Here is a 23,139-nt window from a genome sequence, read left to right as displayed (position 1 = left end):
ATCCAGGGCAAGGTGCCCTGGATTTTTTATATAACAAAAACAGGCAGCCGTTATGCTGCCCCCATTAAAAGGAGGTATCTTAATTATGAAAAAACCAAACTACGGAAACTGGATTTCCAAATCCATGATGCATTTTCTATGGGCCGTAACCGTTATCTTCCTGGCGATCACCCTGTTTTTCACCTATCTGTTCCAGGTGAAGATTCTGGCTGCTGCCACTCTGATGCTGACCATACTGTCAGCCATTTTGTCCGTATATCATCAGATTTGCCGCCATGCGTTTTCCTTCTCAGGAAAAGGAGTGATGAGCGGAATCCATAAGGAATTGCTGACTCATCTTAGCTGGAACGGAGACGGTACCCTTCTGGATATCGGCTGTGGCTCCGGCGCGCTCACCATTCGATGCGCCAAAGCATTTCCCAAAGCAGAAATAACAGGAATTGACTATTGGGGAGCGCAATGGAACTATGCCAAAGAACAATGCGAAGAAAACATGCGGATTGAACAGGTTCCGCCCATTACCTTCTTAAAAGGGGATGCCGCCGCACTTCCGTTCCAGGATGAAAGCTTTGACGCCGCTATCAGCAATTTTGTCTTCCACGAGGTTATGACTCAGCCGGATAAACGCAAAGTCGTCCGGGAGGCACTCCGGGTAGTAAAAAAAGGCGGTGTTTTCGCCTTTCACGATTTATTTGAGCAGAAGATATTATATGGTGATATGGAAGAATTGGTAGAAGAACTAAAAAAAGAGGGGATCACAGAAATCCATTATCTAGCTCATACAGAACATATGGATTGTATACCGTCCTATGTGAAAGCACCGTGGCTGCTGTCAGGCCTTGGGATGCTTTATGGGGTGAAATGAGTTCTTACAAAGAAAAATGAATCCTGAGAGAATCAAAGAAATCACTAAAAAGAACGTATCCTACCATAGAGTTTAAAGTAGCAGCCTCATTATTTCTGTAAAACAAATATGTGGCTGCTGCTTTTTTACAGTAACTGCAATTTAAGAATAGCTCTTTAATAGCAAATATGCGCCTATATATGTTGCATTTTTGCAACATCAGTGATATGATACATCCAGGAGGTGGTAAGATGTCAATAACCGGTCAAAGAATAAAAAAAAGAAGGAAACAATTACAGATGAGCGCAGACGATGTGGCGAATCTTTTAGGGGTTTCAAGATCTACTATTTTCAGATATGAAAATGGCTATATTGAGAAAGTCCCAGCAAATATTTTAGAAAAACTGGCTGAGATTTTGAAAACGACTCCGGCATATTTAATAGGCCGGAAGGATTATTATACTGATACCAGAGATCTGTATATTGGCCCTGTTACCTGGCACAACAGTATTGTTAAGTTTGAAGAGGAAATATTACTCAAAGAAACGGCTGATGACACTTACCGCACAGATAAAGGATTCAGATCCGTTGAGCCAGGAACATTCCATGACGACAGTGACAAACTCGCCACCATGACTGCAATTTATTTGACGCTGACTGATGTAGAAAAGAAGAAAGCCTACGATTATTTTATAAACTTATCAAAGCAGTCAGAATCCGGAAAACAGCGGTGAACTACTGGAGCCTGTTCCAAAATATATCATTATAAAGTTCCTGACGATTATTTGGCATAACTCTCAAAGTGTTTTTATTTTAATTTTATAAATATCCGCTGTTTTCCCCTCATACTCAAAACTTCTTTCATATACTCCACCATTCTTTTTTATGGTTTTTATGGAAGGTATATTGTCTTGTTCTACTGATAAGTGTAATTCTGATAAGCCAGCCTCTTTTGCAATAACCAGCAACTGTTTAAGCATCTCTGTTGCAATTCCTTTACGTCTGAAAGTAGGTCTTACGCTGTATCCGCAATTTCCAAAATTGATTAAAAAATCATTAAGTGTATGTCTCAAATCAATAATACCTACGATATTTTTTGTTTTATTATCGATTGCAAAAAAAGTATCTGTAACCACCCAATTCGTATTGACGGTATTAGGGTCAGAGTTATCGGTCACAGATTTTAACCAGTCCTCATAAGAATCTGTTTTATCAAATAATTCACTGCCATTAATAATTTGCTCTCCACAATCAAAATGTTCTTTTCTATAATCTATGGCATTTTCTTTTAGCTCAGTTGTTGGTCTCACTAATAGTATATCAGGCTTTTCATCTGGCTCTCTCAACTCCATTGTTTCTTTCTCCTATTCAAAATATTTATATTCTTCTATCTCAACATTTCCTTTATTTTCTGTAACATTTCACTTATCTGACTCCTGCTAATATCAGTAACGTTACTCCACATTCGTACACCCTGATAACTATATAAGAGCAGGTCTATGATTGGTTCAGGATTTGTTTTTATAAATTCCCCTCGTTCCATTCCATATTTCAATAGCCGTTTCCATTTTTTTCTTCCCATATCATTTATTTTTTCAAATAAATCAGACTTTCTTGTAACTGCGTATTCATAGATAGCTAAACTTAAGGAATCTTTTTTATTAAGCATTTCTTCTTCTAAGACAGAAAATATTTCTTCTAAAATAATATCTGCCTTAATACCACGACTCATCTTTTCGTTAATATTATCAATACCACCTTCTGAAAAGCCTTTAATAATCTCTTCAAATATATGATCTGTATTTTCATAATGCCGATACAGTCCACCCCTGCTTAATCCCGTCTTATCACAAATATCTTTCATAGTAACTTGAGTAAATCCCTTTACTGCAAATAATTCATATGCCTTTTCCAATATTAACTGTTTCGTCAGTTCACCCTTACTTCCCATCATTGCACCTACTATAATATTAACAAAATAAAATATTTGATTGCGACACAGATGTCTCTTTTTGCATTATGCGACACCCGTGTCTCTTTGTCAAGACTTTGCTGCCTTTCAATAAAAATATTTATAACTAAACTTACCAATAGATATTAATACCCTTCTTAATTATAATTACCTGCCATTTCAACTTCTCTCGCCAGACACTCCAGCTCTCTTACTGACTCCTCTACGGTATCACTTAAAACCGACAATTTAAGAATCCTCAAAAGTCTTTCATAACAATTGTCCGGTTTGTTTTCAAACCTCCGTATATACTCTTCAATTCTTTTGCGGCTTGGAAAATACGTATGATTCAGCGCATACAGAGCCTGGAACAGATGATCTAACGAGCTTTCCAGCACCTGATGATAAAAAAGAACTTCTTTTCTCAAGATTACTCTTCCCAGGTCCTCTTCATTAAGTACCCTGGAGATATGAAATTGAAACAGCTTATGAAACAATTCAGCCGGAGGTCTCTTTACCATTGCTTTCATATCTGACCAGACAGAATCCTCTTCATATAATATATTAATAGTTTCAACACTGGACAATCTTCCAGTTGGATAAAAGCCGCCCGTCATTCCCAGATGTTTTCCCTGCAAAGTTTCTTCCAGGTACGACATCATCTCTTTCACAGTAAAATACATAGGCATAACCTCAATTCCATCAATTACCAGTATATCTCCATACCCCCACATGCCACCGTTGCATACATTCATGGAGCAATCTGAGTATTGCCCCGCAAAAACAGAATATATCCGCTCTCGCTCTATCTTTTCCGGAATATCCGTGCAAAGAACAAACAAATCAATGTCACTCTGTCCCGGCACCAGTATTGCATTTATATCACCTGTCTGCGCTATTCCTTTCACCTCTTTACATTTTGATATTTCACACACCAAATTATCTTTTATCTGAAGAACATTCATGTCTGTTTCCTTTCTATAGTTAAAATTACTAATGCTGCTTAATCACCGGCCTGCTGCCCCAATACCGTTCTGAGCAATCCTTTAAAATACCCAATCATTCCATTTACATCGTCCAAATCATAATAACCTTTCTGCTTCAGCTGAATAGCCCCTGACAAATTGTTCAGGCAATGTCCAATATGGTAGAACTCCATCCTTTTGGGGTCTAAACCATTATCCAAATTATCAAAAAATTTGCTGAACCGGATCTTTAAGAAACTTGCCTCTTCTTCCAAATCACAATATTTCCCTCCTTCAATATCGATTAAGTAAGCATTGTCATATTTATCAACCATAACATGGTTTGGTCCCAGCTCACCATGTATAAATGTATACTCCTGCCTTTTCTGTAAGCCCTGTGTCAGCTCACCCAATTTTTCCGATATTTTAACGTACAATTTACTGTTGCTGACATCCGCCTCCTTTAGATATATTATATTTTTCAATGCCAGTTTTAACGAATAACCTATGATATCAAATTCCTCCGATTGCATCCGATTCAGCTGTCCGGCAAATTCGCTCTTTTCTTTGTGCAGGTTTGTGATACTGGCTTTTAAAGAATCCAACACCTTGGGCAAACATTCTGATTTCAGTGAAATAATTTCATCCATATCAGTTCCATTTATGTACTCTGCAAAAGCATATTCATATTTCTGATCTCCTTTGCTTCTATCCATAAAATATAACTTTGGCGTAAGTACGTTATGCTGTATCATAAGTTTGTTATTTAATTCAAACAATTCTGCACTGCTGCAAGAAAATATATCCTCATTCTCATTATAAGTAAAATACGATGTGCTTTTATCCCATATGTAGATAATAAAGCAGAATCCGTTATCGGTCTCTGCTAAATATGTATGCTTTTGCGCGCCACCCAAAATTCTTGTCATTCGATTCAGGACAAATGAATTTCCAAAAATTTCTTTTGATTTTATACCCATATAATTTTGAACCTTATGAGTATCCATATAGAATTCCTTTCTATACTTATTCATAGATTTTACCTTCATCTTTGAGACACCTAATCAACGAAGAGTACTTTACCAATGGTATAAAAAGCATCCCGCTGGCAATGAACAGAATCACTCTAAATATCAGTAACATTATATCTGCTGTCCCAATCCCTCAGCATATGGACGCCATTTTACCTTTCCATATGAAAAATTGATATTAATACTTTTAGTATAAGTCCTGAACCCCATACCTTCAAGATATCTTCGATAATCCTTTGTCTGAGAATAAGCCTTATTTCCCACATATTCTACTGCATACTCGTATTCACATAATTGGCATTCCTCAAAAGTATAAAAAACTCTGCCGCATTTCTTTAGTCGATAACCAGAATCAGCCATACTGTTCAGCCATTTTTCCTGTCCGTCTACAAAATCATAAAAATATCTGAATATTTTTTTACTCATCCGTTCTTACCTCCTATAATTATAGTTGAGGCCAGCTTCATAACTTCAGCCATTCGCTTTAATTCTTCTTCTGCTTTCTGTCTTCCAGCATCAGTTATGACGTATTTCTTTTTTTTGCTGTCAAATTCATCATCATAAGGAACAATCCACTTTTTCTTTACCAATGCATTAATAGCTCCATACAAAGTACCTGCACCCAAAACAACCCGCCCATCTGTTTCTTTGTCTATAAACTGCATAATGCCATATCCATGATTCGGATTATACACAGCCAACAAGACAAGAAAGGTAGTTTCAGTCAATGCACCGCCTTTTATATTATCCCGAATAATTATCGCCCCCATCTATATTACGTTTACTGTAATAAATATATCACTAAACGTAACAAAATTCAATATTTCTTAACGGATCTGCCTGTCATACTTAATTCTCCAATGAAACAAGACCATCCTGCATTCAGCAAGACGGCCCTTTTAATCAACAAACAAGTATTTACTTACTTAAACACAGAAGTTTCTCCATTAATGCCACACTTCCCACATTGTAGCCGCTGCATGCGTAGACTGCCTTCAGGCCCGGGTTCGTGATGATTAAAAGCGGAAGCTTTTCAGGGTCAACATACATTTTACGAGCCAACGGTTCTACCCCCTCATCAAAGTTAAAGTAACCCACCTCGATTCCAGGAATTGCCTTTAGAACCTTTTGCACGGTTAAATTTTTTAAAGATGCTTCTCCTTGCAGCAGAAAAATAATCTGGGCATCCAAAGCATTTAAGGAATCCTTTTGCTCCAGCATTTCATTAAGAACGTGCTCGGTGGGTTCCTGTCCCTCACATAAGACAGCCAGTATATTGGCCTTCTCAGCCATAAGTTCCGATGCAAAAACCGTATGTTCGCTCATATAATCTTTCATGTTCACTTCAAAATCATTTATTACATAGTCTACCAGCATATCCTCCATACTTCCAGTACGCAGGCGCATGGTGACCGTCTTTACTTCATCAGTTTTCAGCTCAAATAAAAATTCACTGGCATTTTGGTTTCCGCTTGGAAGACGAACGGAAGTAATAAGGCGGTATTCTCCAGGTGCTAAATCAAGACTCAGTAAGCCTTCTTGAAACTTTAATCCCGTATAATCCAAAGTTACAAACTGCCCATCTTTTTTCATACCAATAGTCCACGTCTGATAATAAACCGGTACAATATCCATATCTGCGTGCAATAACAGTTTTCCTTTTTCTCCAGTCAGATGCTTTGCTCCTTCTTCCTCTCCAGACACAGATACAAAACCATCGTATTCATATATCTCAGCTTCCAGATTCACAGGGTTAATCCTTGCGGGAATGCCCAAAGTACGGCAGATGGCTGCAATTAATATTTTCTGGCTAAGAGGGTTACCCTGTAAAAGTTTAAGGCTTCCAACTGGTGTAGAAGTAATAGTCTTGTAATCAAGCTTGGACTCAAAACCTATGTTTTGCTTCACGTACCGCCAGACAGCCCTGGGATTGCTTCGGAATTCTTCCTTTTGACTCTCACTGAAGAATTCATCTATAAATCCCCGGTAGTCCGTCATCTCTTCCAATAATATTCTGGGACAGAGTATATATTTTGCATAAACATCCAGTTTATTGTTATCTTCCCAGGTCTTACGGTACGGAGCCGCTCCAATTAAATGACTTTCCAGGATGTCCGCACTGGCATCCTTATAGTCCTTAATAGTCAGACTCTCCAGCATAATTTCCCGATCCGGGTTATTATCCCGATTCATAAACCTGTAAATTTCATCAAAATTACCCGCCGATAACCGTAAAATATGGTCCTGCTCTGGGCTTGCAAAGCTGTCTTCTCTAAAGTACCCTGCAATCCTTTCTTCCCTCACCTGATTAGCCTTGTTAATCCTGTCTCTGTTTCTTTCTTTTTGCTCTCTGGTAAGTTTAAATGTATGCATAGGATAGTCCTTGGGAGCTCTGACATCTGTATCAACCCAGACTTCCCGGGAGGATTTCCTGTTCTCATCCCTAAGATACAGCACTGCATGATCTTCCTCTTCTGGTGAAATCCACGCATCACAGCTAAGCTCTCCTTTACCTGCCCGTACATGAACATCTCCCAGACCAATGGTAATTGTCACCTTACCCTGATTGTCCGTCAGCAGGGAAGCCACGCTGCAATATTCTGCCATATTAAGTATTTCAATAGAAACCGAAGCGTTTTCTACAGGATTGCTCTCTTCATCAAGCACCTGTATTTCATAAGGCCTGGTTCGGGCATAGGTGGCTGTTTCATTATAATAAACCAGCAAATCCTCCTGTCCCAGACACTCCTTCACTGAATCGCCAGAATAATCAGAAAAGGTTCTGGTGTGCACCAGCAATGCCCTGGAAGATGCATTGGTAAACCAGCCCTTATTAAGTACTTCCTCCGGCTCACACGCCCCCAGAAAATGCCATTTTCCATCCACGAGCACCTCAACCCATGCATGATTATCATCACAATGAGCCCATCTGGGTGTATATACCTGTCTGGCCGGTATTCCCACACTCCGGAAAGCCGTAACCGCAAAGGTGGATTCTTCCCCGCATCTGCCTTTTCCAGATTTATAAACGGTTACCGGAGAAATGGTCCTGTTATCGGACGACTCATAAGTTCCGTTTTCCGCACACCAGTAATTGATTTCCAGCACTGCATCTTTTACAGAAAGTCCTTTGACCCGGTCAATTAACTTATCATAAAAAAACTGACGGCAGTCTTCAATATTTTCCGTATTGACCCTGTAATATAATATATGATGTAAAAAGATATCTTCCGGAATCTCCCGGCACCATTCCATCTGCTCATAAACCATAAGAGAATGCCTTACAAATCCCAGGAATACGTTAAAATCATATTCTCCGGCATCCCTAAGTGGCATGGTACCATACAAAAATTTCATGAGCACCTGTTCTTCAAAACTACAGCCTTCCATGGCTTTCTCAACTTCCCCTTTTAAATCTTTTAAATAGGGAAGCCTGAGTTCATATTTTTCCTGGGCATACTTCTGCAAATGTTCTGTAAACATTACAAATTTTCCTCCGCGTAATCATCTCTTTGTATTCCTTTATAAGCCTTCATCAAACGATTAAAGGATGGTGACCCCGGCTGAATAAAGCCTGTTGCACGTAGCTTCATCTGGATTTGAATCAGTAATAATCCCATCAATGTCATCAAAATGGGCAAATTTATAAGAATCATTAAAATAAAATTTATCCTTTTCCATTACCAGATACTTATGCCTGCTGCTGGCAATGGCAGCTCTCTTTGTGAGCCCATCCTCTACCCCCAGAGTAGTAATGGAATTATCCGTAAGATCCAGGCCACAGGTCCCGATAAATGCCCGGTCGAAACTGTACTGCTTAATGATTTCAATAGCAGCCGCCCCCATAAATCCATTTACCGTATGGTACATAATCCCTCCGGTTCCGATGGCGACGATACTGGGATTTACTGCCAGTGTCTGCATAATGTCAATCATATTTGTCACTACAGTTACCCGCTTATGGGACTTGGCAAGCAGATCCGCAACCATAATATTTGTAGTAGAAATATCCAGAAAAATGGTTTCATTTCCGCTTATGAGATCGAACGCTTTTTGGGCAATTAACATCTTTTTCTCAATATTCGTATCTCTTCGGTCAATTACATCCCGTTTCAATGGATAATCCTGGGATAACAAAGCTCCCCCATAGGTTCGTTTCAGCTTTCCGGCATTTTCCAGGCTTTTTAAATCCTTTCTAATGCAATCCTCTGTCACCTGAAAAAGGGCACTTAAATCCTTTACCTTCACCATGCCTTCTGCCTGAAGAATCTGTAATATCCTGTCTAAACGTTCTTCCGTAAACATGCTTTTTCCTCCATTAATTTTTTTGCCTGGCGTATCTCTTCCTCCCTCGTACGGAAGATGTCGTATTCACCGATTCCCGGAATTCCCATGCTAACATTCTCTTTCCGGTAAATCATCCCACTGTCCACGATCTCCTTGCCTGACATATGAAAAATCCTGGCGCCTATCTCATCCATCAGACAGGCCATTGTACTCACATTCACCCCGCTGCCAGCCATAATATCAATTTTGCCTGCTGCCTTACGGATCAGTTCCCCCAAAAGTTTTCTCCCCTCAAAGCAGGTATTCTGCTGTCCCGAAGTCAGTATGGTATCTGCTCCCGCCTCTATGGCCTCCTCAAGGCTTTTAAAAGGGTCCCGGCACACATCGAAAGCACGGTGAAGAGTCAAACTTCCTTTCCCCACCTTTTCTTTCAGTACCTTCAACCGTTCCACATCAAGGTTTCCATCTGGTTTTAAAAAGCCTGCCACGATACCATCTGCTCCAAGCTCCCGAAACATCTGGGCATCCTCAGCAATCATCTGGAACTCATAATCTGTATATAAAAAGTCGCCATACCGGGGCCTTACCAGCACATTTATGGGAATATCACAGGCTTTGCGTATTTGCTTAAACTGGCTTACTCCAGGAGTAGTTCCTCCAATCACCAGATTCGCACAGAGCTCCAGCCTTTGGGCTCCTCCCCGTACTGCCGCTATTGCAGACTCCACAGAATCCACACAGACCTCCAAGATATAGTCTTTCATCATTTTCTCCTAACAATCTATTTTTCATTGCCATCCTGTTATTTCGCTTTATGGCATGCTGCAAAATGTCCCGGTCTTACTTCTTTCATTTCCGGTGTGTTTTTGCTGCAAAATTCCTCAGCATAAGGGCATCGTCCCGCAAAAAGGCACCCCTGCGTCAAACGGATGGGATCAGGAAGACTTCCTTCCAGCATAATTCTGCTCCGGTTCTTCTCTACATCCGGGTCTGGAATTGGAATTGCAGAAAGCAATGCCTGCGTATAGGGATGCAACGGATCATCAAACAGAGTCTCACTGTCCGCCAGTTCCACCATACTTCCAAGATACATAACGCCAATCCGGTCACTGATATGCTTCACCATGGAAAGATCGTGAGCAATAAAGAGGTACGTCAGATTTCTCTTCTTTTGCAGCTCCTTCAGCAGATTAATTACCTGAGCCTGAATGGAAACATCAAGAGCAGATATGGGTTCATCGCAGATCACAAACTCCGGATCAACCGCCAGGGCTCTGGCAATCCCGACTCTCTGACGCTGCCCGCCGGAAAATTCATGGGGAAAACGATTTGCATGTTCTTCCGAAAGCCCTACCGTTTCCAAAAGCTCAATCACCTTCTTTTTCCGTTCCTGCCCCTTATAGATTCCATGAGCATCCATTCCCTCTGCAATAATATCCATGACTTTCATACGGGGATTTAACGAAGCGTAAGGATCCTGAAAAATCATCTGCATTTTCCTTGTAAACTCATGACGATCCGCCTGTGACATGCTGTTATTAATTTCCCGCCCATCATAAACCACAGTTCCTTCCGTTGGCTCATACAGCTGAATTACCGTCCGTCCAAAAGTAGACTTTCCGCATCCGCTCTCGCCAACCAGTCCCAGTGTCTCTCCTTGATAGATATTCAGACTGATGTCTCTCACCGCTTTTAAGGTCTGGTTTTTCCCCACATGGAAATACTTTTTCAAATGTTTTACTTCTAATAAAGGTTTCTTTTCCGCTGACATTATGATTTCCTCCTATTCCCTGAGGGCCTTCGCCCGGTCATCAAGCAGCCAGCAGCGCGCATGATGGGTTTCGCTGCAAAGCATATCCTCAGGAGGATACTGCCTGCAGACCTCCATGGTTTTTGAGCATCTGGCCGCAAACGGACATCCTTTTGGCGGTTCCATCAGATCCGGAGGTGTCCCCGGAATTGCTGTCAGCTCATTTCCCTTTTCAGAAGCCTTTGGAATCGAAGCCAGAAGCCCCTTCGTATACGGATGTGCGGTTTCATAAAATAAATCTCTCACATCAGCAGTTTCCACCAGCTGTCCTCCATACATAACAGCGACACGGTCTGCAATATTGGCAACAACACCCAGATTGTGAGTGATAATTATAATAGATGTCTTGATTTTTTTCTGCAAATCCCTCATCAGGTCCAGAATCTGAGCCTGAATCGTCACATCCAGGGCTGTGGTAGGTTCATCTGCAATCAAGATCCTGGGATCACAAGCCAGAGCTACTGCAATGACAATCCTTTGTCTCATGCCTCCGGAAAGCTGATGAGGATACTGATCAAACCTTGCTTCCGGATTTGAAATACCAACCAGAGAGATAAGCTCAAGAGCTCGGTCTTTCATTTGTGCCTTTGACATATCCTTCCGATGTTCTTTTAGAACCTCTACGATCTGCTTACCAATGGCCATAGTCGGATTTAAAGAGGTCATGGGATCCTGAAATATCATGGAAATATCCGATCCTCTAACTGACTGCATCTGCCGTTCACTGTATTTTGCAAGATCAATACCATCAAGAAGAATACTTCCTTCAACGATCTTTCCATTTTTAGGAAGCAGTCCCATAATACTTTTTACGGAAATAGATTTGCCGGATCCAGATTCCCCTACGATAGCAAGAGTCTCCTGTTCATCCAAATGAAAGCTGACTCCCCGGACTGCTAAAACCGTACCGTGCTGTGTCTCTATCTGTACCCGTAACTGATTCACTTCTAATAATCTGCTCACTGACGATTCACCTACTTTCTCATTCTGGGGTCCAGTGCATCACGCAGACCATCACCAAGAATACTGAAACATACCATAATAAGCACAATCACGATGGCAGGGAAAATCAGTACATGGGGGAAATTACGAAGCACCTGGTATCCGTTATTAATCAAAACTCCAAGAGAGGCTTTCGGCTCCTGCATACCAATACCAATAAAGCTTAAAAATGCCTCTGTAAATATGGCAGAAGGAATTGTGAACATGGCATTAATAACAATGACCCCAACCGTATTGGGTATGAGATGTTTCCATATGATTTTGGAAGTACTTGTACCCAAAACACGGGCGGCCAGCACAAACTCCTGGTTTTTCAGCTTTAAAATCTCCGCCCGGACCAGACGGGCCATATTTACCCAGCCGGTAATGGAAAGAGCCACCACAATGGTCCAAATACCAGCCGGCATAATCATCATCAAAAGAATTACAATAATCAGATGGGGAATTCCCACCAGTATTTCAATGAATCTCTGCATAACTGCATCCACTTTCCCGCCGATCAGGGCAGAAACCGCTCCATAAACCACTCCAACCGTCAGATCCAAAAATGCAGCCACAAATGCAATCAGCAGTGATATGCGGGTTCCCATCCAGGTTCTGACCCACAAATCCCGGCCGAACTGATCCGTTCCAAACAGATGTGTGATGGAAGGAATTTGATATATAATATCATAATTCGTTTCTTTATAAGAATAAGCCGAGAACACCGGTGCCAGTAATGCAAGAAGCCCAATTGCGATTAAAGTAAACAAACTGGCAACCGCCGCTTTATTTTTCTTCAACCGGAGCCACCCTTCCTGAAAAGCGGTAAGACTGGGGTGGGCGATATGTTCTTTTTCTGATTCATCCACATGAACCCTCACAAATAATTCATCCATACTCACGCCTCCTTTCCTGCTGCCAGGCGTATTCTTGGATCAATCAGAGAATAAGCGATGTCAACGATCAATACTACAAAAATGTAGAAAGCGCTGTAAAAAATCGTGATTCCCATAATTGTAGAATAATCATTGGCCTTAATGCTGTCCACGAATAAGCTGCCGATTCCCGGAATGGTATAAATATTTTCTACTGCCAGAGATCCCGTCAAAAGATTTACGACAATCGGTCCAAGAATGGTTACCACAGGAATAATGGAGTTTCTCACAGCATGCCGCATCAGTACTTTCATAGGGCTCAGTCCCTTTGCCTTTGCAGTAACAATATAATCCTGCTCCAATACTTCTAACATTTCCGTCCTGATAAACCGCGCAACCATAGCTGTGGCAGAAAAGGACAGGGCAACAGAAGGGAGCACTGAGCACCTCCAGTCCGTCCAAAAGCCAACCGGAAGTATCCCCCATTTTAAAGCCACATAATACTGAAGCAGAGCCGCTGCCACAAAATTTGGAACAGAAACTCCCAGCACAGCCACAATCATGGTAAAATAGTCAATTCCGCTGTTGTGTTTCCACGCCGCAATAATACCCAGGGTGAGCCCCAGAGCCAAACCGATCAATACCGCCTGAATTCCGATCAATGCCGAAGGACCGATTCTTCCTCCTATTACAGTAGATACTTTCTGACCCGTATATGTAAAAGAAGTCCCGAAATCTCCATGTAGAATATTGCCCATATACTTTACATACTGCCTTGGCAGAGATTCGTTTAATCCATACTGTTCTAAAATAGCTTGTTGCTGTTGTACAGACATCATATTAAAACGTTCCGCATCAAAAGGAGAGCCGGGCAGCTTTTTCATCAGAAAAAATGTCGCCGTTACAATGACCCATAATGTCAGCACCAGATAAATCAGACGCTTGCAGATATATTTTATCATGCCGTATCCTCCTTTGCATTCCTATTTTCATAAGATTTCAAAAAGAGCCGTCCTTCTTAAATTTTGAAAAAGAAGGGGCGGCTCTTCTCATTTCCCGCATTCTATCTGCCAGGGCAAACCTCTGCCCGCCGCGGATTACTCAAAGTAAGCGTACTTAAATTCCACGTCTGGTCCGAACGGATGGTTAACCAGTCCTTTTACATTTGCTTTCGTCAGTGTAGCAGATCCTCTGTGATACAAAGGAGCAACAATCACGTCTTCATCAACCAGAAGTTTTTCCGCCTGCAGCAGCATATTCAGACGCTTCGCATCATCAGTCTCAACTCTTGCGTCGGTGATCAGCTTATTATAATTTTCGTTCTGATAGGAGCCACGGTATGGAGTACCATTGGTCCATAAATCAAGATAGGTCATGGCATCATCATAATCAGCGCCCCATGCAGTGGAAGCAAACATATAATTATCGTTATCCATTAATTCATTTCTTGCCTGAACCGTCTTCGTATCGATTGTAATATCAATACCTAAATTCTTATTTAACTCACTCTGAATGTAAGTCGCAACTGCTTTTGTCACAGAATCATCACGCACCAGAAGTGTCAGCTTCGGAGTCTCTCCCAATTCCTTACAGCCCTCTTCCCAATACTTTTTCGCTTCTTCTGCATTAAACGGGCATAAATTTCCGTTAAGCTCACGGAAGGTCTTACTTCCGTCTCCATACATACCTTCTGCAACAAGGCCGTTGCTGGAAGAAGAACCATCTGCAAGGATCACTTTAGCCAGAGTATCACGGTCAATTGCTGCAGAAACAGCTTTACGAATGTTTTTGTTTTTCATAACCGGATTGCTTAAAGAAAACTGGAGATATTCCGTTCTGAACTCGCTTTCCGATTTGAATTCCGGATTATTCTGGTAAGCCGCCACATTGGAAGAATCCAGTGCAACCTGGCTCAGCTCATTTGCCAGATAAGCATTTAAAGCTGCCGAAGCATCTTTCATAACTCTTACCTGAGCATTCTCAATCTTAACATTTGCAGCATCCCAGTACTTGTCATTCTTTTTAAGAGTCGCACCAACTGCCGGATCGTAACTGGTAATTACATAAGGTCCGCAGTAGATCATGTTATCCGCACTTAAACCATACTGATCACCCTTTGAGGTAACATATGCCTCATTTAAAGGGAAGAACTGGCAGAGAACGGTTAAACGTGCAAAATAAGGAGTGGGCGCTTTAATGGTCACCTGGAATGTCTTATCGTCAACAGCTTTTACACCGACTTCCTCCGCACTAACTTTCCCCTCATTGTATTCAGTACCATTTACAATGTAATCTGTCATAATAAAGCTATAGCCGTTAGTCGCATCTGCGCTCATCTGCTTTAACCAGGAGAACACGAAATCACTGGCTGTTAAAGGAGTTCCGTCGCTCCACTGCAAACCATCTCTTAAATGAAAGGTGTATGTAAGTTTATCATCTGAAACATCATAACTTTTTGCAAGTGCTGGCTGAGCCTCATTTTTTTCATCCAGGCGAAGCAGACCCTCAAATGCATTGTTATTTACCATGGAGGACTGGCTGTCAGAAGCTGCCCACTGTACCAGAGTCTTGATTTCTGCGTTTGCATAAACGCTAAGTACCTGATTACCTGCTGCCGGAGCCGTGGTTTTGTCAGAAACAGATTCACTTGCACCTGCACTCTGAGATGACTCACCAGCAGTTGTTCCACCGGTGTTCCCGGTAAATGCACAACCAGAAAGAGCTCCAATTACCAGACACGCAGCAGTACCCAATGCTAATACTCTTTTTTTCATATTTCCTCTCCTTTTGTATTACTTTTATTGTTTCGTCTTAATTTATAGCAATTTGCCTATAAAATTATTTAAATTATACAGATGCTTAGTGGTTGTGTCAATACATTTTTTATTATTTTATCTTGTTTCAAATTGTTTCAATTCTTAACTAAAATACTTGTTTTTAAAAGTCTGAGCAATAAAAAAAGAGTTTCTGCTTTGCTTTCGCGGTGGAGAAACCCTTATATGAATTTAAGTTCAATCAAACTATAATCCCACATGCTCTTTTTGCATAGTCTAACTATTTTTTGATATCGCATCCGTAATTAATTCTTTTGAAATATACATTGCCTTTAAACGATTTCTAAGAAGTGTGTGATGAGAATTTCCTTCGGGGAATTTCTCCTGTGCCTTTTCGCATTTGCTTATTATGGAATTTATAGCCCGTAGAGCTTCTGTCAGTTCTTCATTTGAGAATTTATTCATTATTTTTACTCCATTCTATATTTTTAAAATATATTATCCCATTAATAACATTTTATTATTATATGAATTGTGCTCATGATTATTTTGAACCATACGAGATTAGTAATCCATAAAACTTGGTCAAAGTCAGCAATTCTTGATTCCTGCCTATAAACTCTGTAATTTTATTTTACTTACGGAAATCTCATATTTAGAATAACGCATTATAAGAGTCTATTCCCTTATAGAGTGAGAAAAAATACAAATTACAGAAATAAAAGAAGGGTTTCTGCTTTGCTTTCGCGAAGGAGAAACCCTTATGCTATTCTACTTTCACTCTAACTACAGGAGCTTTTTTACTCGATCATCCAGTTTAAAATTGTATACTAACCAGCAATATACTAATTAGCACTATTAAGTTCCTCCTGAGATTTATGCATAATAACCCCCACATGTTCATTAATAATACATGTAAACTTTTTTCCATCAATCTGAACCGGGAATACGATAGAACTGCTTTCGTCCGTGTAAAACTCAGATAAGTTAGGATTAATAAAACTCATATTAACCGTCTCATTGGAATTAATAGTCCTCTCATCATAGAAGCTATGTGTATCCGGATTATAAAGAGATAACGTAGTGGTTTTTTCATTTGTAGTTATATCACATTTATTTTTAACTGTAACCGGTTTATTACTTATATTCTTTATACCTACAGAGACAACTTTACTATTTCCAACTTTCGCATCAGAAAGCCACACTACCAGAAACGTCACTCCATCATTGACATCATTAATAATTTCCCCGTTGCGATCAGCCATACGTCCATCTGGTATTAATCCATTTACCAAAAGTACTCCTGAATCATTAAAATAGCGATCCTTTCCTTCTACGTTAACAATTCCAGTCTGCATATACCCATTTGAATCAAAATGATAATGTTCACCCGTCTCAGGGTTAGTAAACCAGTTGTCTCTTAATACCGTACCATCATTGTACACATATTGCCATCCGGTCGAATCCTGTTTCCATTCATCAGCATAGCTCACAATGGAACCCAATACTGAAAATACCAAAGACACCATAACTATAAACTTTTTCATACATATCCCTCCATTTATATTAACTAGATTTATTATATAATATAAATTAATAAGTTACAATTATTACCAAGTAATAAGACTTCTGTATCCAGTAAAAAATAACCTTCAGAATAAACATAGTAGAAAAAAAGGTAAATAAGTACTTGACAAAGCGCTTATTTGTAACTAAAATAGTTACAGAAGGAGGTGCTTATGTATTCAACTAAATTATCAGTAAGCATTCATATAATGAGTGTGATTGTACTGATGGAGGGACAGCCCGTCACATCTGAGTACATCGCTTCCAGCATTAACACCAATCCCGCCCTTGTCAGACGTTTAATGAGTCGTTTAAAGAAGGCAAAGCTAATTAAAACGAGTACGAAACTTGGTGTAACAGGTCTTGCCAGAGAGGCAAAAGATATTTCACTTCTGGATATCTTTTTTGCAACAGAAGACCATCAGGATTTGTTTAGCATTCATAGCAACACCAATCCAAACTGTCCTGTAGGGGCAAAGATAGAAGTCACATTGAAACATTTATACGACAGCATACAAAAAGCAACAGATGAAAAGTTGTCTGCCATTAGCCTGGCTGACATTATAAAAGAATTTATATAAAACAACTATGACTCATTTCATTAAAATCTGAGCCTGAAAGAAAAAGAAAGGATGTGTGTAACGATGAAAATTGCAATAATAGGTGCAACCGGTATGGCCGGCACCGCACTCTACAAAGAAAGTGTATTACGCGGACACGAAGTAACTGCAATTGTCCGGCATAAGGATAAGGCAGTATCTTTGTTTGGAAACGGAGTAAACGTAATTGATAAAGATGTGTTTGATTTAACAAGACCAGATCTTGAGGGCTTTGATGTCATTATAAATGCCTTCGCAACAGCTCCCGCTAAAGCTTATTTACATCTTGATCTGGCTGCAAAGCTCATAAATTTTTTCCGTGAAACCGAAAAGCCCAGACTGTTTTTTATTCTCGGTGCAGCCAGCCTGTTAGATGAAAACAATAACCTGTTTCTAGACACTTTGAAGACCTTACCTGACGTTGCATCTTGGATTTCCATTCCAGTAGAGGCATATAAAACCCTTAATTTTTTAAGAAGCATTGAAAATGTTAACTGGGTAGGCGTATCCCCATCGGCGCAATTTGTCCCAGGAGAAGCGACGGTACCTGTTTTAGGAAAGGATCATTTGCTGACCTCCTCCAAAGGCGAGTCAGTCGTAACAAGCGGAACCATGGCTGTTGCCATTCTGAATGAAATAGAAGATCCACATTTTATTCGTACTAGATTTACTGTATGTAATCAATAAATAGAAAACAAATTTGAAATGGAGGTATATTTTATGAGTAAGACAATTGGAATTATTAATGGTAGTTTAAGAAAGAATTCATTTTCCGGAAGCATTGCAGACTATGTGAAAAATCACGGGCCGGAAGGTTATGTGTTTAAAATCATCGATATTGGAAAACTTCCGCTTTATAATCAGGATTATGATAGTGAAGATCTGAATGAATACACGGTATTTCGGAATGAAGTAAAGAATTTAGACGCCGTACTGTTCATTACACCAGAGCATAACCGCTCTATTCCTGCAGCTCTGAAAAATGCTCTTGACATCGGTTCCAGACCTTATGGTGAAAATGTCTGGAGCGGCAAGCCAGGTGCCGTAATCAGCCAGTCACCAGGCGGCATAGGCGGTTTTGGTGCAAATCATCATTTACGACAGGTACTGGCTTTTCTAAATGTTTTAACCCTTGCTCAACCTGAAGCGTATATTGGTTCTTTCCATACACTGATCGATGAAAATGGGGAGTTAAATAACGAAGCTACTAAAGAATTTTTGAACGGTTTTTTAGCTGCTTTCGCTGCTTGGATTGAAAAACTATCTTAATTTAGACAATAGGGAAACAGTCATCTGTTTCCCTATTGGTTATTTATAGGAGGCATTCCGTGTTTAAACAAGATACTTCCACTCGATTTTGAGTATTGTTCCTTGGTTGATTTGATGTAAGGATAATACGAAAACATTACAACATCTCGGAGAGCGTGCAGGTAAATCTGTTAAACTGTCTAAAGGTATTTTTTAAAGGCAAGGTAATTTATAAGCTGAGCAGCTTGCATCTATCTCTAAAAACAAAAAAAGCTTTTCCTCTGCTTACGCAGAGGAGAAGCCCTAATACCCTTTCATTTTCATCAATGCTCAATTTTATTCACGCCATACCACTTAGGTTTATACTCAAAACAATTAATACATTTAATATTTTTATGTTCCGGATCATGCCTATTGATAGAAACAATACTCAACCTAGTTTTAAGCACGGGAATTAATTTATTTCACTATTAAGTTCTTTAAGTTTCTCTGACGATGCATGTAGGACATACTCATTTTGTCCGACAGCATAACATGTATATTCACTGTCATTAATTACAGTTCTCAACATAAGAACGCTACTTTTATCTATATAAAATTCTGATTTATTATGATCGATAAAATTCATAATAACCTGTTCTTTCGGATTAATGGTTTTTTCCCCATAAAATTCATGTGTATTTGCATCATATAGATATAAGGTATACACATTTCCATTGCTTATCATTCGACAATCATTTTTAATGGAAATAGTTTTATCACATAAATTCGTAATACCTACACTAATAGCTTTACCATTACCAACTTTTACATCAGAAATCCACGCAATAAGAATCGTTATTCCATCATTTACATTATCAATTATTTCTCCGTTATAATCTAACGTGCGTCCATCTGGTATTAACCTATTTCTTTGAAGTTCTCCTGCATCATTAAAATAGTATTCCTTTCCATCCACATTCACAACTCCAGATTGCATATACCCATTTTGATCAAAATGATAACGTTTACCAGACCCAGAATCATTAAGCCAACTATTTTTCGCAAAAGTGCCATCACTGTATACATATTGCCAGCCATTAGAGTCCTGCCTCCATTCATCAGCACGACTTACAATTGAACCTAAAATCGAGAACACTAAAGACAATATAACTATAAACTTTTTCATGCGTATCCCCTTATCTATTAATAATACCTTTATTATAATTTATAAATTAATTAAATACAACCAATATCATAATATATGAGAGAATCTATACGAAATTTAGAAGCAAACGATACATTTAGTCCTGCTGTTTAATTATATTTCTACTTAATTTGTCAAATTGCTGAACTTCGTACCTTATGTTGGACAGATATAGAGGACAAATTTATCTTAATAAGAGATGGTGAACAGCTAACCTCTATTATATTTAACAGGCATTTAAAGGCTTATTCTGATTCTTATTGGCATTGACCCCAACCAGCCATAAAATCCGCTTTACGGCGGCTCCCTGCTTTATAGAATGGAGTTCCAGCAACTACCCTACAGTGCTTTCTAGGACATTCCACCTTGGCTATGACCTTTGTTTAATGATTGCCCAAAATACCTTGTATACATCTACATATATAAAAAGCATTAATATAAGGCGGGTCCAGAATACCGGATACCCGCCTTTAATCAAACTATTCTCTTACTCTTACATATACACGGCCAATAATATTTCCGTCTGCATCTTTTGCACTGATTAAAACCAATCCTTTGCTTAGTGCTGTGACTTTTCCCTTACTGGTTACGTTGGCTATTGATGAATCCATAGGAGCCCATGTGACGTTAGCTGTATTAGTGAAGTCATCTGTTGTTAGTCTGGCCGTTTCTCCAATTTTTAAATCAATTGCAAGTCTGTAATCGTCTGCATTCTCTACAACTAAAACGTTTATATAATCTGTATAGGAGCCATCTACGCTCTTTGCTGTTATAATAGTATTACCAGGGGCCAGAGCTGTCACTATTCCTTTTTCATTTACTGTGGCTACTGTTTGATCTGAAGAAGACCAGGACATTTGTGTATTAACATTCAAATCATCATCTACGCTTAATCGGAGTGATTCGGCAACCTCTAAAACTACTTTTAATTTAGCTTCAGTTGTGGGAGGTGTTTGAGATGCCTCTGGAGTAGCCGAGGCCTCATTAGAATTACCACTTTCCCTGCCGGCAACGATTGCAGTTATAATATAATAGTAATTCGTTCCATTAGTAACATTAGTATCGGTATAGATAGTACCTGTTACATCGGTTGATATTGTTTCATATGGGCCACCTGCAGTTGTGGAACGCTTAATGGTGTAGCTTGTTGCATCGGTTATTGTGTTCCAGGTTAAATCTACTTTGGAATCTCCGCCATTGGCTTTTAAAACTGGTCTTAAAATTTCCGTAGTAAAACCTTTATATGTAACCATATCTTGAGAAAAATTATAGAAACCAAATTTGCCAGAAGTGTATGTACTATCATCGATTGCTATATTATCTAAAACTTTATCTCCCTGCTTTATTACGATATTAATGCTTCCCTGGCCACTAAAGTTTAATTCAAAATTGTAAACAGTTTTGTATTGATAGCTAATACCATTATGATATAAAGTCTTAACCTTTTTTCCACTACTTGTAGTTGGCCATAAATCGGTTTCTTTAATTGTTTCACCAGTATTTACAAGTTTTACGCTCATTCCTTGTTCCGCAGTTCCTTTGTCAGAAACCACTTGTTTTTTCTGTTTCCAATCAAATAAATAATAATGCCCAATATCCTTATAACCAAAGACGAAGCCAATATAATCATCATCACCAACCGTAGAATCAACACTAAATGACCCTTCTATTTTAGCGTTACTGCATTCAATATCGCCTATTAATGCTGCAGGCCTACCATTAATAGTCTGCGTTACAGAAGTTCCTGAAGAGTCTATTTTCCAATTCGGAAGAGGATCTTCAGGAAAATCATTTGCTAATGTCACACTTTTCCATTCAGAAAGATCTAACTGCTTGGCTGTTGATGCAAAACTAGTTGTGAAAAACATTGTTATTGTTGTAATTAAAGCGACCATGAAGCTTAGTAATTTACTTGTCTTTTTCATACTATATACCTCCAAAATTTATCTTTTGTAATTATAGTTGTTATAAATATTCTAAATCAAAAAATAAAGTGCAGAAAAGAAAGCCATCTGAACGTAACAAATGACTTGTAAATTTTTAATATAATCGATTATAGTATTCTGGGATTTCGGCATTTGATTTATGTTTTAGAATGCATTTATATTATCATCTTATATCTAACGGGGCAATTGGTAACCTTGCCAAACAAATTTAGTACTATTTCACTAATCCTATCCTGATCTGGTGTAAGTTTCACTGGCTCTGTTATCATCTTTCCGTCAGTGTCTACTGCATAGATCTTTCCGGAGTTCTCTACAAGCTGAGATTTACACATAGCCCCGTCTGGTCCCAGGTAATACCAATCACAGTTATATTTGTACCATGTGTTTGTGACCATCATGCCGGCACCGTCAAACCAGTACCACTTGCTTCAGGTACTGATCTGGAGATCCCAATACTTCTTGCTGCTTTTGGCCCGATGCGCCGTGGTGAGATATGCGCTCTCGATACCGAGCATATTAATGGCAACGTGGTTCATGTTTGTAAGAACATGGTACTTTCACCCGATCATTCGTGGGTGATAAAATCCCCCAAGTCTTACGCAGGTGATCGCTTCATTGACTATCCTGATTTTGTAGCCGAGAAGTGGAAAGGTCTATCAGGCAGAATTACAAAGCTGTGTCAATTAAATTTGCGAAATTAATTATACGTCATCTAAAAAATGTATATCGTCATACTATGACAGGAAAAGCACAAGAAATGAACAAGATTGCAAATACTTATTTCAGTGAGATGCAACATGAAATGCAACACGAAAAAAAAGAACCCTAGTATTTACTAGGGTTTTAGAGAGGCGACAACCAGATTTGAACTGGTGATCAGGGTGTTGCAGACCCACGCCTTACCACTTGGCTATGTCGCCATTAAATTATAAATCTGAACTACTTGCATTCAGTGACCCCAACGAGATTCGAACTCGTGTTACCGCCGTGAAAGGGCGATGTCTTAACCGCTTGACCATGGGGCCTTACTTAAATTTCGTTTCCTCACAGTCTATCTAGCTGAGTATCACGAA

At 39.4% G+C, this 23,139-nt stretch carries 23 protein-coding genes, 2 tRNA genes and 1 pseudogene; 5 read left to right on the top strand and 21 right to left on the bottom strand.

Annotated elements, in window-relative coordinates; all coding sequences use genetic code 11:
- Positions 1–85 precede the first annotated feature (85 nt).
- Positions 86–865 (top strand): class I SAM-dependent methyltransferase, encoded by a 780-nt coding sequence (locus V7D18_RS18045; protein WP_426156202.1) that lies wholly within the window; start codon positions 86–88, stop codon positions 863–865.
- A gap of 230 nt (positions 866–1,095) precedes the next feature.
- Positions 1,096–1,578, top strand: a complete 483-nt coding sequence (locus V7D18_RS18040) for a helix-turn-helix domain-containing protein (RefSeq protein ID WP_426156199.1) — start codon at positions 1,096–1,098, stop codon at positions 1,576–1,578.
- A gap of 63 nt (positions 1,579–1,641) precedes the next feature.
- Here V7D18_RS18040 and V7D18_RS18035 read toward each other — a convergent pair whose 3' ends face one another.
- From V7D18_RS18035 to V7D18_RS17960, 16 genes are all read right to left on the bottom strand, one after another.
- Positions 1,642–2,196, bottom strand: a complete 555-nt coding sequence (locus V7D18_RS18035) for a GNAT family N-acetyltransferase (RefSeq protein WP_426156196.1) — start codon at positions 2,194–2,196, stop codon at positions 1,642–1,644.
- Positions 2,197–2,231: 35 nt separating this feature from the next.
- The gene (locus V7D18_RS18030; protein WP_426156193.1) at positions 2,232–2,798 is read right to left on the bottom strand and encodes a TetR/AcrR family transcriptional regulator; all 567 of its coding nucleotides are present in this window, start codon (positions 2,796–2,798) and stop codon (positions 2,232–2,234) included.
- A gap of 155 nt (positions 2,799–2,953) precedes the next feature.
- Positions 2,954–3,760, bottom strand: a complete 807-nt coding sequence (locus V7D18_RS18025) for a hypothetical protein (protein ID WP_426156191.1) — start codon at positions 3,758–3,760, stop codon at positions 2,954–2,956.
- 38 nt (positions 3,761–3,798) lie between these two features.
- Positions 3,799–4,794 (bottom strand): hypothetical protein, encoded by a 996-nt coding sequence (locus tag V7D18_RS18020; RefSeq protein WP_426156189.1) that lies wholly within the window; start codon positions 4,792–4,794, stop codon positions 3,799–3,801.
- A gap of 108 nt (positions 4,795–4,902) precedes the next feature.
- Positions 4,903–5,217, bottom strand: coding sequence for a DUF2812 domain-containing protein (locus tag V7D18_RS18015; protein WP_426156187.1), 315 nt, complete (start codon positions 5,215–5,217; stop codon positions 4,903–4,905).
- Positions 5,214–5,519 (bottom strand): PadR family transcriptional regulator, encoded by a 306-nt coding sequence (locus V7D18_RS18010; protein WP_426156185.1) that lies wholly within the window; start codon positions 5,517–5,519, stop codon positions 5,214–5,216. Before V7D18_RS18010 ends, V7D18_RS18015 begins: the two co-directional genes overlap by 4 nt.
- A 190-nt stretch (positions 5,520–5,709) precedes the next feature.
- On the bottom strand, positions 5,710–8,274 hold the full coding sequence (locus tag V7D18_RS18005; protein WP_426156184.1) for a transglutaminase domain-containing protein: 2,565 nt from the start codon (positions 8,272–8,274) through the stop codon (positions 5,710–5,712).
- A gap of 60 nt (positions 8,275–8,334) precedes the next feature.
- Entirely contained in the window at positions 8,335–9,096 is a 762-nt protein-coding gene (locus tag V7D18_RS18000; RefSeq protein WP_426156181.1) for a DeoR/GlpR family DNA-binding transcription regulator, read from the bottom strand.
- The gene (locus V7D18_RS17995; RefSeq protein WP_426156478.1) at positions 9,075–9,842 is read right to left on the bottom strand and encodes a copper homeostasis protein CutC; all 768 of its coding nucleotides are present in this window, start codon (positions 9,840–9,842) and stop codon (positions 9,075–9,077) included. The genes V7D18_RS18000 and V7D18_RS17995 overlap by 22 nt, the downstream gene beginning before the upstream one ends.
- Before the next feature lie 38 nt (positions 9,843–9,880).
- Positions 9,881–10,849 (bottom strand): ABC transporter ATP-binding protein, encoded by a 969-nt coding sequence (locus tag V7D18_RS17990; RefSeq protein ID WP_426156179.1) that lies wholly within the window; start codon positions 10,847–10,849, stop codon positions 9,881–9,883.
- A 12-nt stretch (positions 10,850–10,861) separates the two neighbouring features.
- Entirely contained in the window at positions 10,862–11,851 is a 990-nt protein-coding gene (locus tag V7D18_RS17985; protein WP_426156177.1) for an ABC transporter ATP-binding protein, read from the bottom strand.
- A gap of 11 nt (positions 11,852–11,862) precedes the next feature.
- Entirely contained in the window at positions 11,863–12,768 is a 906-nt protein-coding gene (locus V7D18_RS17980) for an ABC transporter permease (RefSeq protein WP_426156176.1), read from the bottom strand.
- A 2-nt stretch (positions 12,769–12,770) separates the two neighbouring features.
- Positions 12,771–13,709: an ABC transporter permease gene (locus tag V7D18_RS17975; RefSeq protein ID WP_426156174.1), complete on the bottom strand. Its 939-nt coding sequence runs from the start codon at positions 13,707–13,709 to the stop codon at positions 12,771–12,773.
- Between the two features lie 135 nt (positions 13,710–13,844).
- A complete protein-coding gene (locus tag V7D18_RS17970; RefSeq protein WP_426156171.1) occupies positions 13,845–15,521 on the bottom strand; it encodes a peptide ABC transporter substrate-binding protein in 1,677 nt (558 codons plus the stop codon).
- A 276-nt stretch (positions 15,522–15,797) separates the two neighbouring features.
- Positions 15,798–15,986 carry a hypothetical protein gene (locus tag V7D18_RS17965; RefSeq protein ID WP_426156169.1) on the bottom strand — a complete coding sequence of 63 codons (189 nt, stop codon included), beginning with the start codon at positions 15,984–15,986 and terminating at the stop codon, positions 15,798–15,800.
- Positions 15,987–16,366: 380 nt separating this feature from the next.
- On the bottom strand, positions 16,367–17,068 hold the full coding sequence (locus tag V7D18_RS17960; protein ID WP_426156167.1) for a hypothetical protein: 702 nt from the start codon (positions 17,066–17,068) through the stop codon (positions 16,367–16,369).
- A gap of 192 nt (positions 17,069–17,260) precedes the next feature.
- On the opposite strand from V7D18_RS17960, the gene V7D18_RS17955 reads away from it, so the two are divergent.
- The 3 genes from V7D18_RS17955 (at position 17,261) to V7D18_RS17945 (ending at position 18,955) form a co-directional block, all read left to right on the top strand.
- Positions 17,261–17,668 (top strand): Rrf2 family transcriptional regulator, encoded by a 408-nt coding sequence (locus V7D18_RS17955; protein WP_426156166.1) that lies wholly within the window; start codon positions 17,261–17,263, stop codon positions 17,666–17,668.
- Between the two features lie 63 nt (positions 17,669–17,731).
- Positions 17,732–18,373: an NAD(P)-dependent oxidoreductase gene (locus tag V7D18_RS17950; RefSeq protein ID WP_426156165.1), complete on the top strand. Its 642-nt coding sequence runs from the start codon at positions 17,732–17,734 to the stop codon at positions 18,371–18,373.
- A gap of 33 nt (positions 18,374–18,406) precedes the next feature.
- Entirely contained in the window at positions 18,407–18,955 is a 549-nt protein-coding gene (locus tag V7D18_RS17945; protein ID WP_426156163.1) for an NADPH-dependent FMN reductase, read from the top strand.
- A gap of 433 nt (positions 18,956–19,388) precedes the next feature.
- On the opposite strand, the gene V7D18_RS17940 is transcribed toward V7D18_RS17945, so the two are convergent.
- The 5 genes and pseudogenes from V7D18_RS17940 to V7D18_RS17920 form a co-directional block, all read right to left on the bottom strand.
- Positions 19,389–20,102, bottom strand: a complete 714-nt coding sequence (locus V7D18_RS17940) for a hypothetical protein (RefSeq protein WP_426156161.1) — start codon at positions 20,100–20,102, stop codon at positions 19,389–19,391.
- 497 nt (positions 20,103–20,599) lie between these two features.
- Positions 20,600–22,045 (bottom strand): Ig-like domain-containing protein, encoded by a 1,446-nt coding sequence (locus tag V7D18_RS17935; RefSeq protein ID WP_426156159.1) that lies wholly within the window; start codon positions 22,043–22,045, stop codon positions 20,600–20,602.
- A 176-nt stretch (positions 22,046–22,221) separates the two neighbouring features.
- Positions 22,222–22,491 (bottom strand): annotated as a pseudogene (locus tag V7D18_RS17930) (hypothetical protein); the annotation flags it as partial.
- 424 nt (positions 22,492–22,915) lie between these two features.
- Positions 22,916–22,986, bottom strand: a tRNA-Cys gene (locus V7D18_RS17925).
- A 33-nt stretch (positions 22,987–23,019) separates the two neighbouring features.
- Positions 23,020–23,091: transfer RNA gene (locus V7D18_RS17920), tRNA-Glu, on the bottom strand.
- Between the last annotated feature and the right edge of the window lie 48 nt (positions 23,092–23,139).

The organism is Lacrimispora sp. 38-1 (genome assembly GCF_049890855.1).
GTDB lineage: Bacteria > Bacillota > Clostridia > Lachnospirales > Lachnospiraceae > Lacrimispora.
This window is presented reverse-complemented; position numbering and strand designations above follow the sequence as displayed.

Coding starts and splice junctions, on each gene's coding strand:
- V7D18_RS17980 (WP_426156176.1), bottom strand. CDS start 12,768: ATGGATGAATTATTTGTGAGGGTTCATGTGGATGAATCAGAAAAAGAA.
- V7D18_RS17955 (WP_426156166.1), top strand. CDS start 17,261: ATGTATTCAACTAAATTATCAGTAAGCATTCATATAATGAGTGTGATT.
- V7D18_RS18030 (WP_426156193.1), bottom strand. CDS start 2,798: ATGATGGGAAGTAAGGGTGAACTGACGAAACAGTTAATATTGGAAAAG.
- V7D18_RS17940 (WP_426156161.1), bottom strand. CDS start 20,102: ATGAAAAAGTTTATAGTTATATTGTCTTTAGTGTTCTCGATTTTAGGT.
- V7D18_RS18035 (WP_426156196.1), bottom strand. CDS start 2,196: ATGGAGTTGAGAGAGCCAGATGAAAAGCCTGATATACTATTAGTGAGA.
- V7D18_RS18015 (WP_426156187.1), bottom strand. CDS start 5,217: ATGAGTAAAAAAATATTCAGATATTTTTATGATTTTGTAGACGGACAG.
- V7D18_RS18000 (WP_426156181.1), bottom strand. CDS start 9,096: ATGTTTACGGAAGAACGTTTAGACAGGATATTACAGATTCTTCAGGCA.
- V7D18_RS18020 (WP_426156189.1), bottom strand. CDS start 4,794: ATGAATAAGTATAGAAAGGAATTCTATATGGATACTCATAAGGTTCAA.
- V7D18_RS17935 (WP_426156159.1), bottom strand. CDS start 22,045: ATGAAAAAGACAAGTAAATTACTAAGCTTCATGGTCGCTTTAATTACA.
- V7D18_RS18040 (WP_426156199.1), top strand. CDS start 1,096: ATGTCAATAACCGGTCAAAGAATAAAAAAAAGAAGGAAACAATTACAG.
- V7D18_RS18045 (WP_426156202.1), top strand. CDS start 86: ATGAAAAAACCAAACTACGGAAACTGGATTTCCAAATCCATGATGCAT.
- V7D18_RS17990 (WP_426156179.1), bottom strand. CDS start 10,849: ATGTCAGCGGAAAAGAAACCTTTATTAGAAGTAAAACATTTGAAAAAG.
- V7D18_RS17995 (WP_426156478.1), bottom strand. CDS start 9,842: ATGAAAGACTATATCTTGGAGGTCTGTGTGGATTCTGTGGAGTCTGCA.
- V7D18_RS18005 (WP_426156184.1), bottom strand. CDS start 8,274: ATGTTTACAGAACATTTGCAGAAGTATGCCCAGGAAAAATATGAACTC.
- V7D18_RS17960 (WP_426156167.1), bottom strand. CDS start 17,068: ATGAAAAAGTTTATAGTTATGGTGTCTTTGGTATTTTCAGTATTGGGT.
- V7D18_RS17965 (WP_426156169.1), bottom strand. CDS start 15,986: ATGAATAAATTCTCAAATGAAGAACTGACAGAAGCTCTACGGGCTATA.
- V7D18_RS18025 (WP_426156191.1), bottom strand. CDS start 3,760: ATGAATGTTCTTCAGATAAAAGATAATTTGGTGTGTGAAATATCAAAA.
- V7D18_RS17945 (WP_426156163.1), top strand. CDS start 18,407: ATGAGTAAGACAATTGGAATTATTAATGGTAGTTTAAGAAAGAATTCA.
- V7D18_RS17975 (WP_426156174.1), bottom strand. CDS start 13,709: ATGATAAAATATATCTGCAAGCGTCTGATTTATCTGGTGCTGACATTA.
- V7D18_RS17950 (WP_426156165.1), top strand. CDS start 17,732: ATGAAAATTGCAATAATAGGTGCAACCGGTATGGCCGGCACCGCACTC.
- V7D18_RS17970 (WP_426156171.1), bottom strand. CDS start 15,521: ATGAAAAAAAGAGTATTAGCATTGGGTACTGCTGCGTGTCTGGTAATT.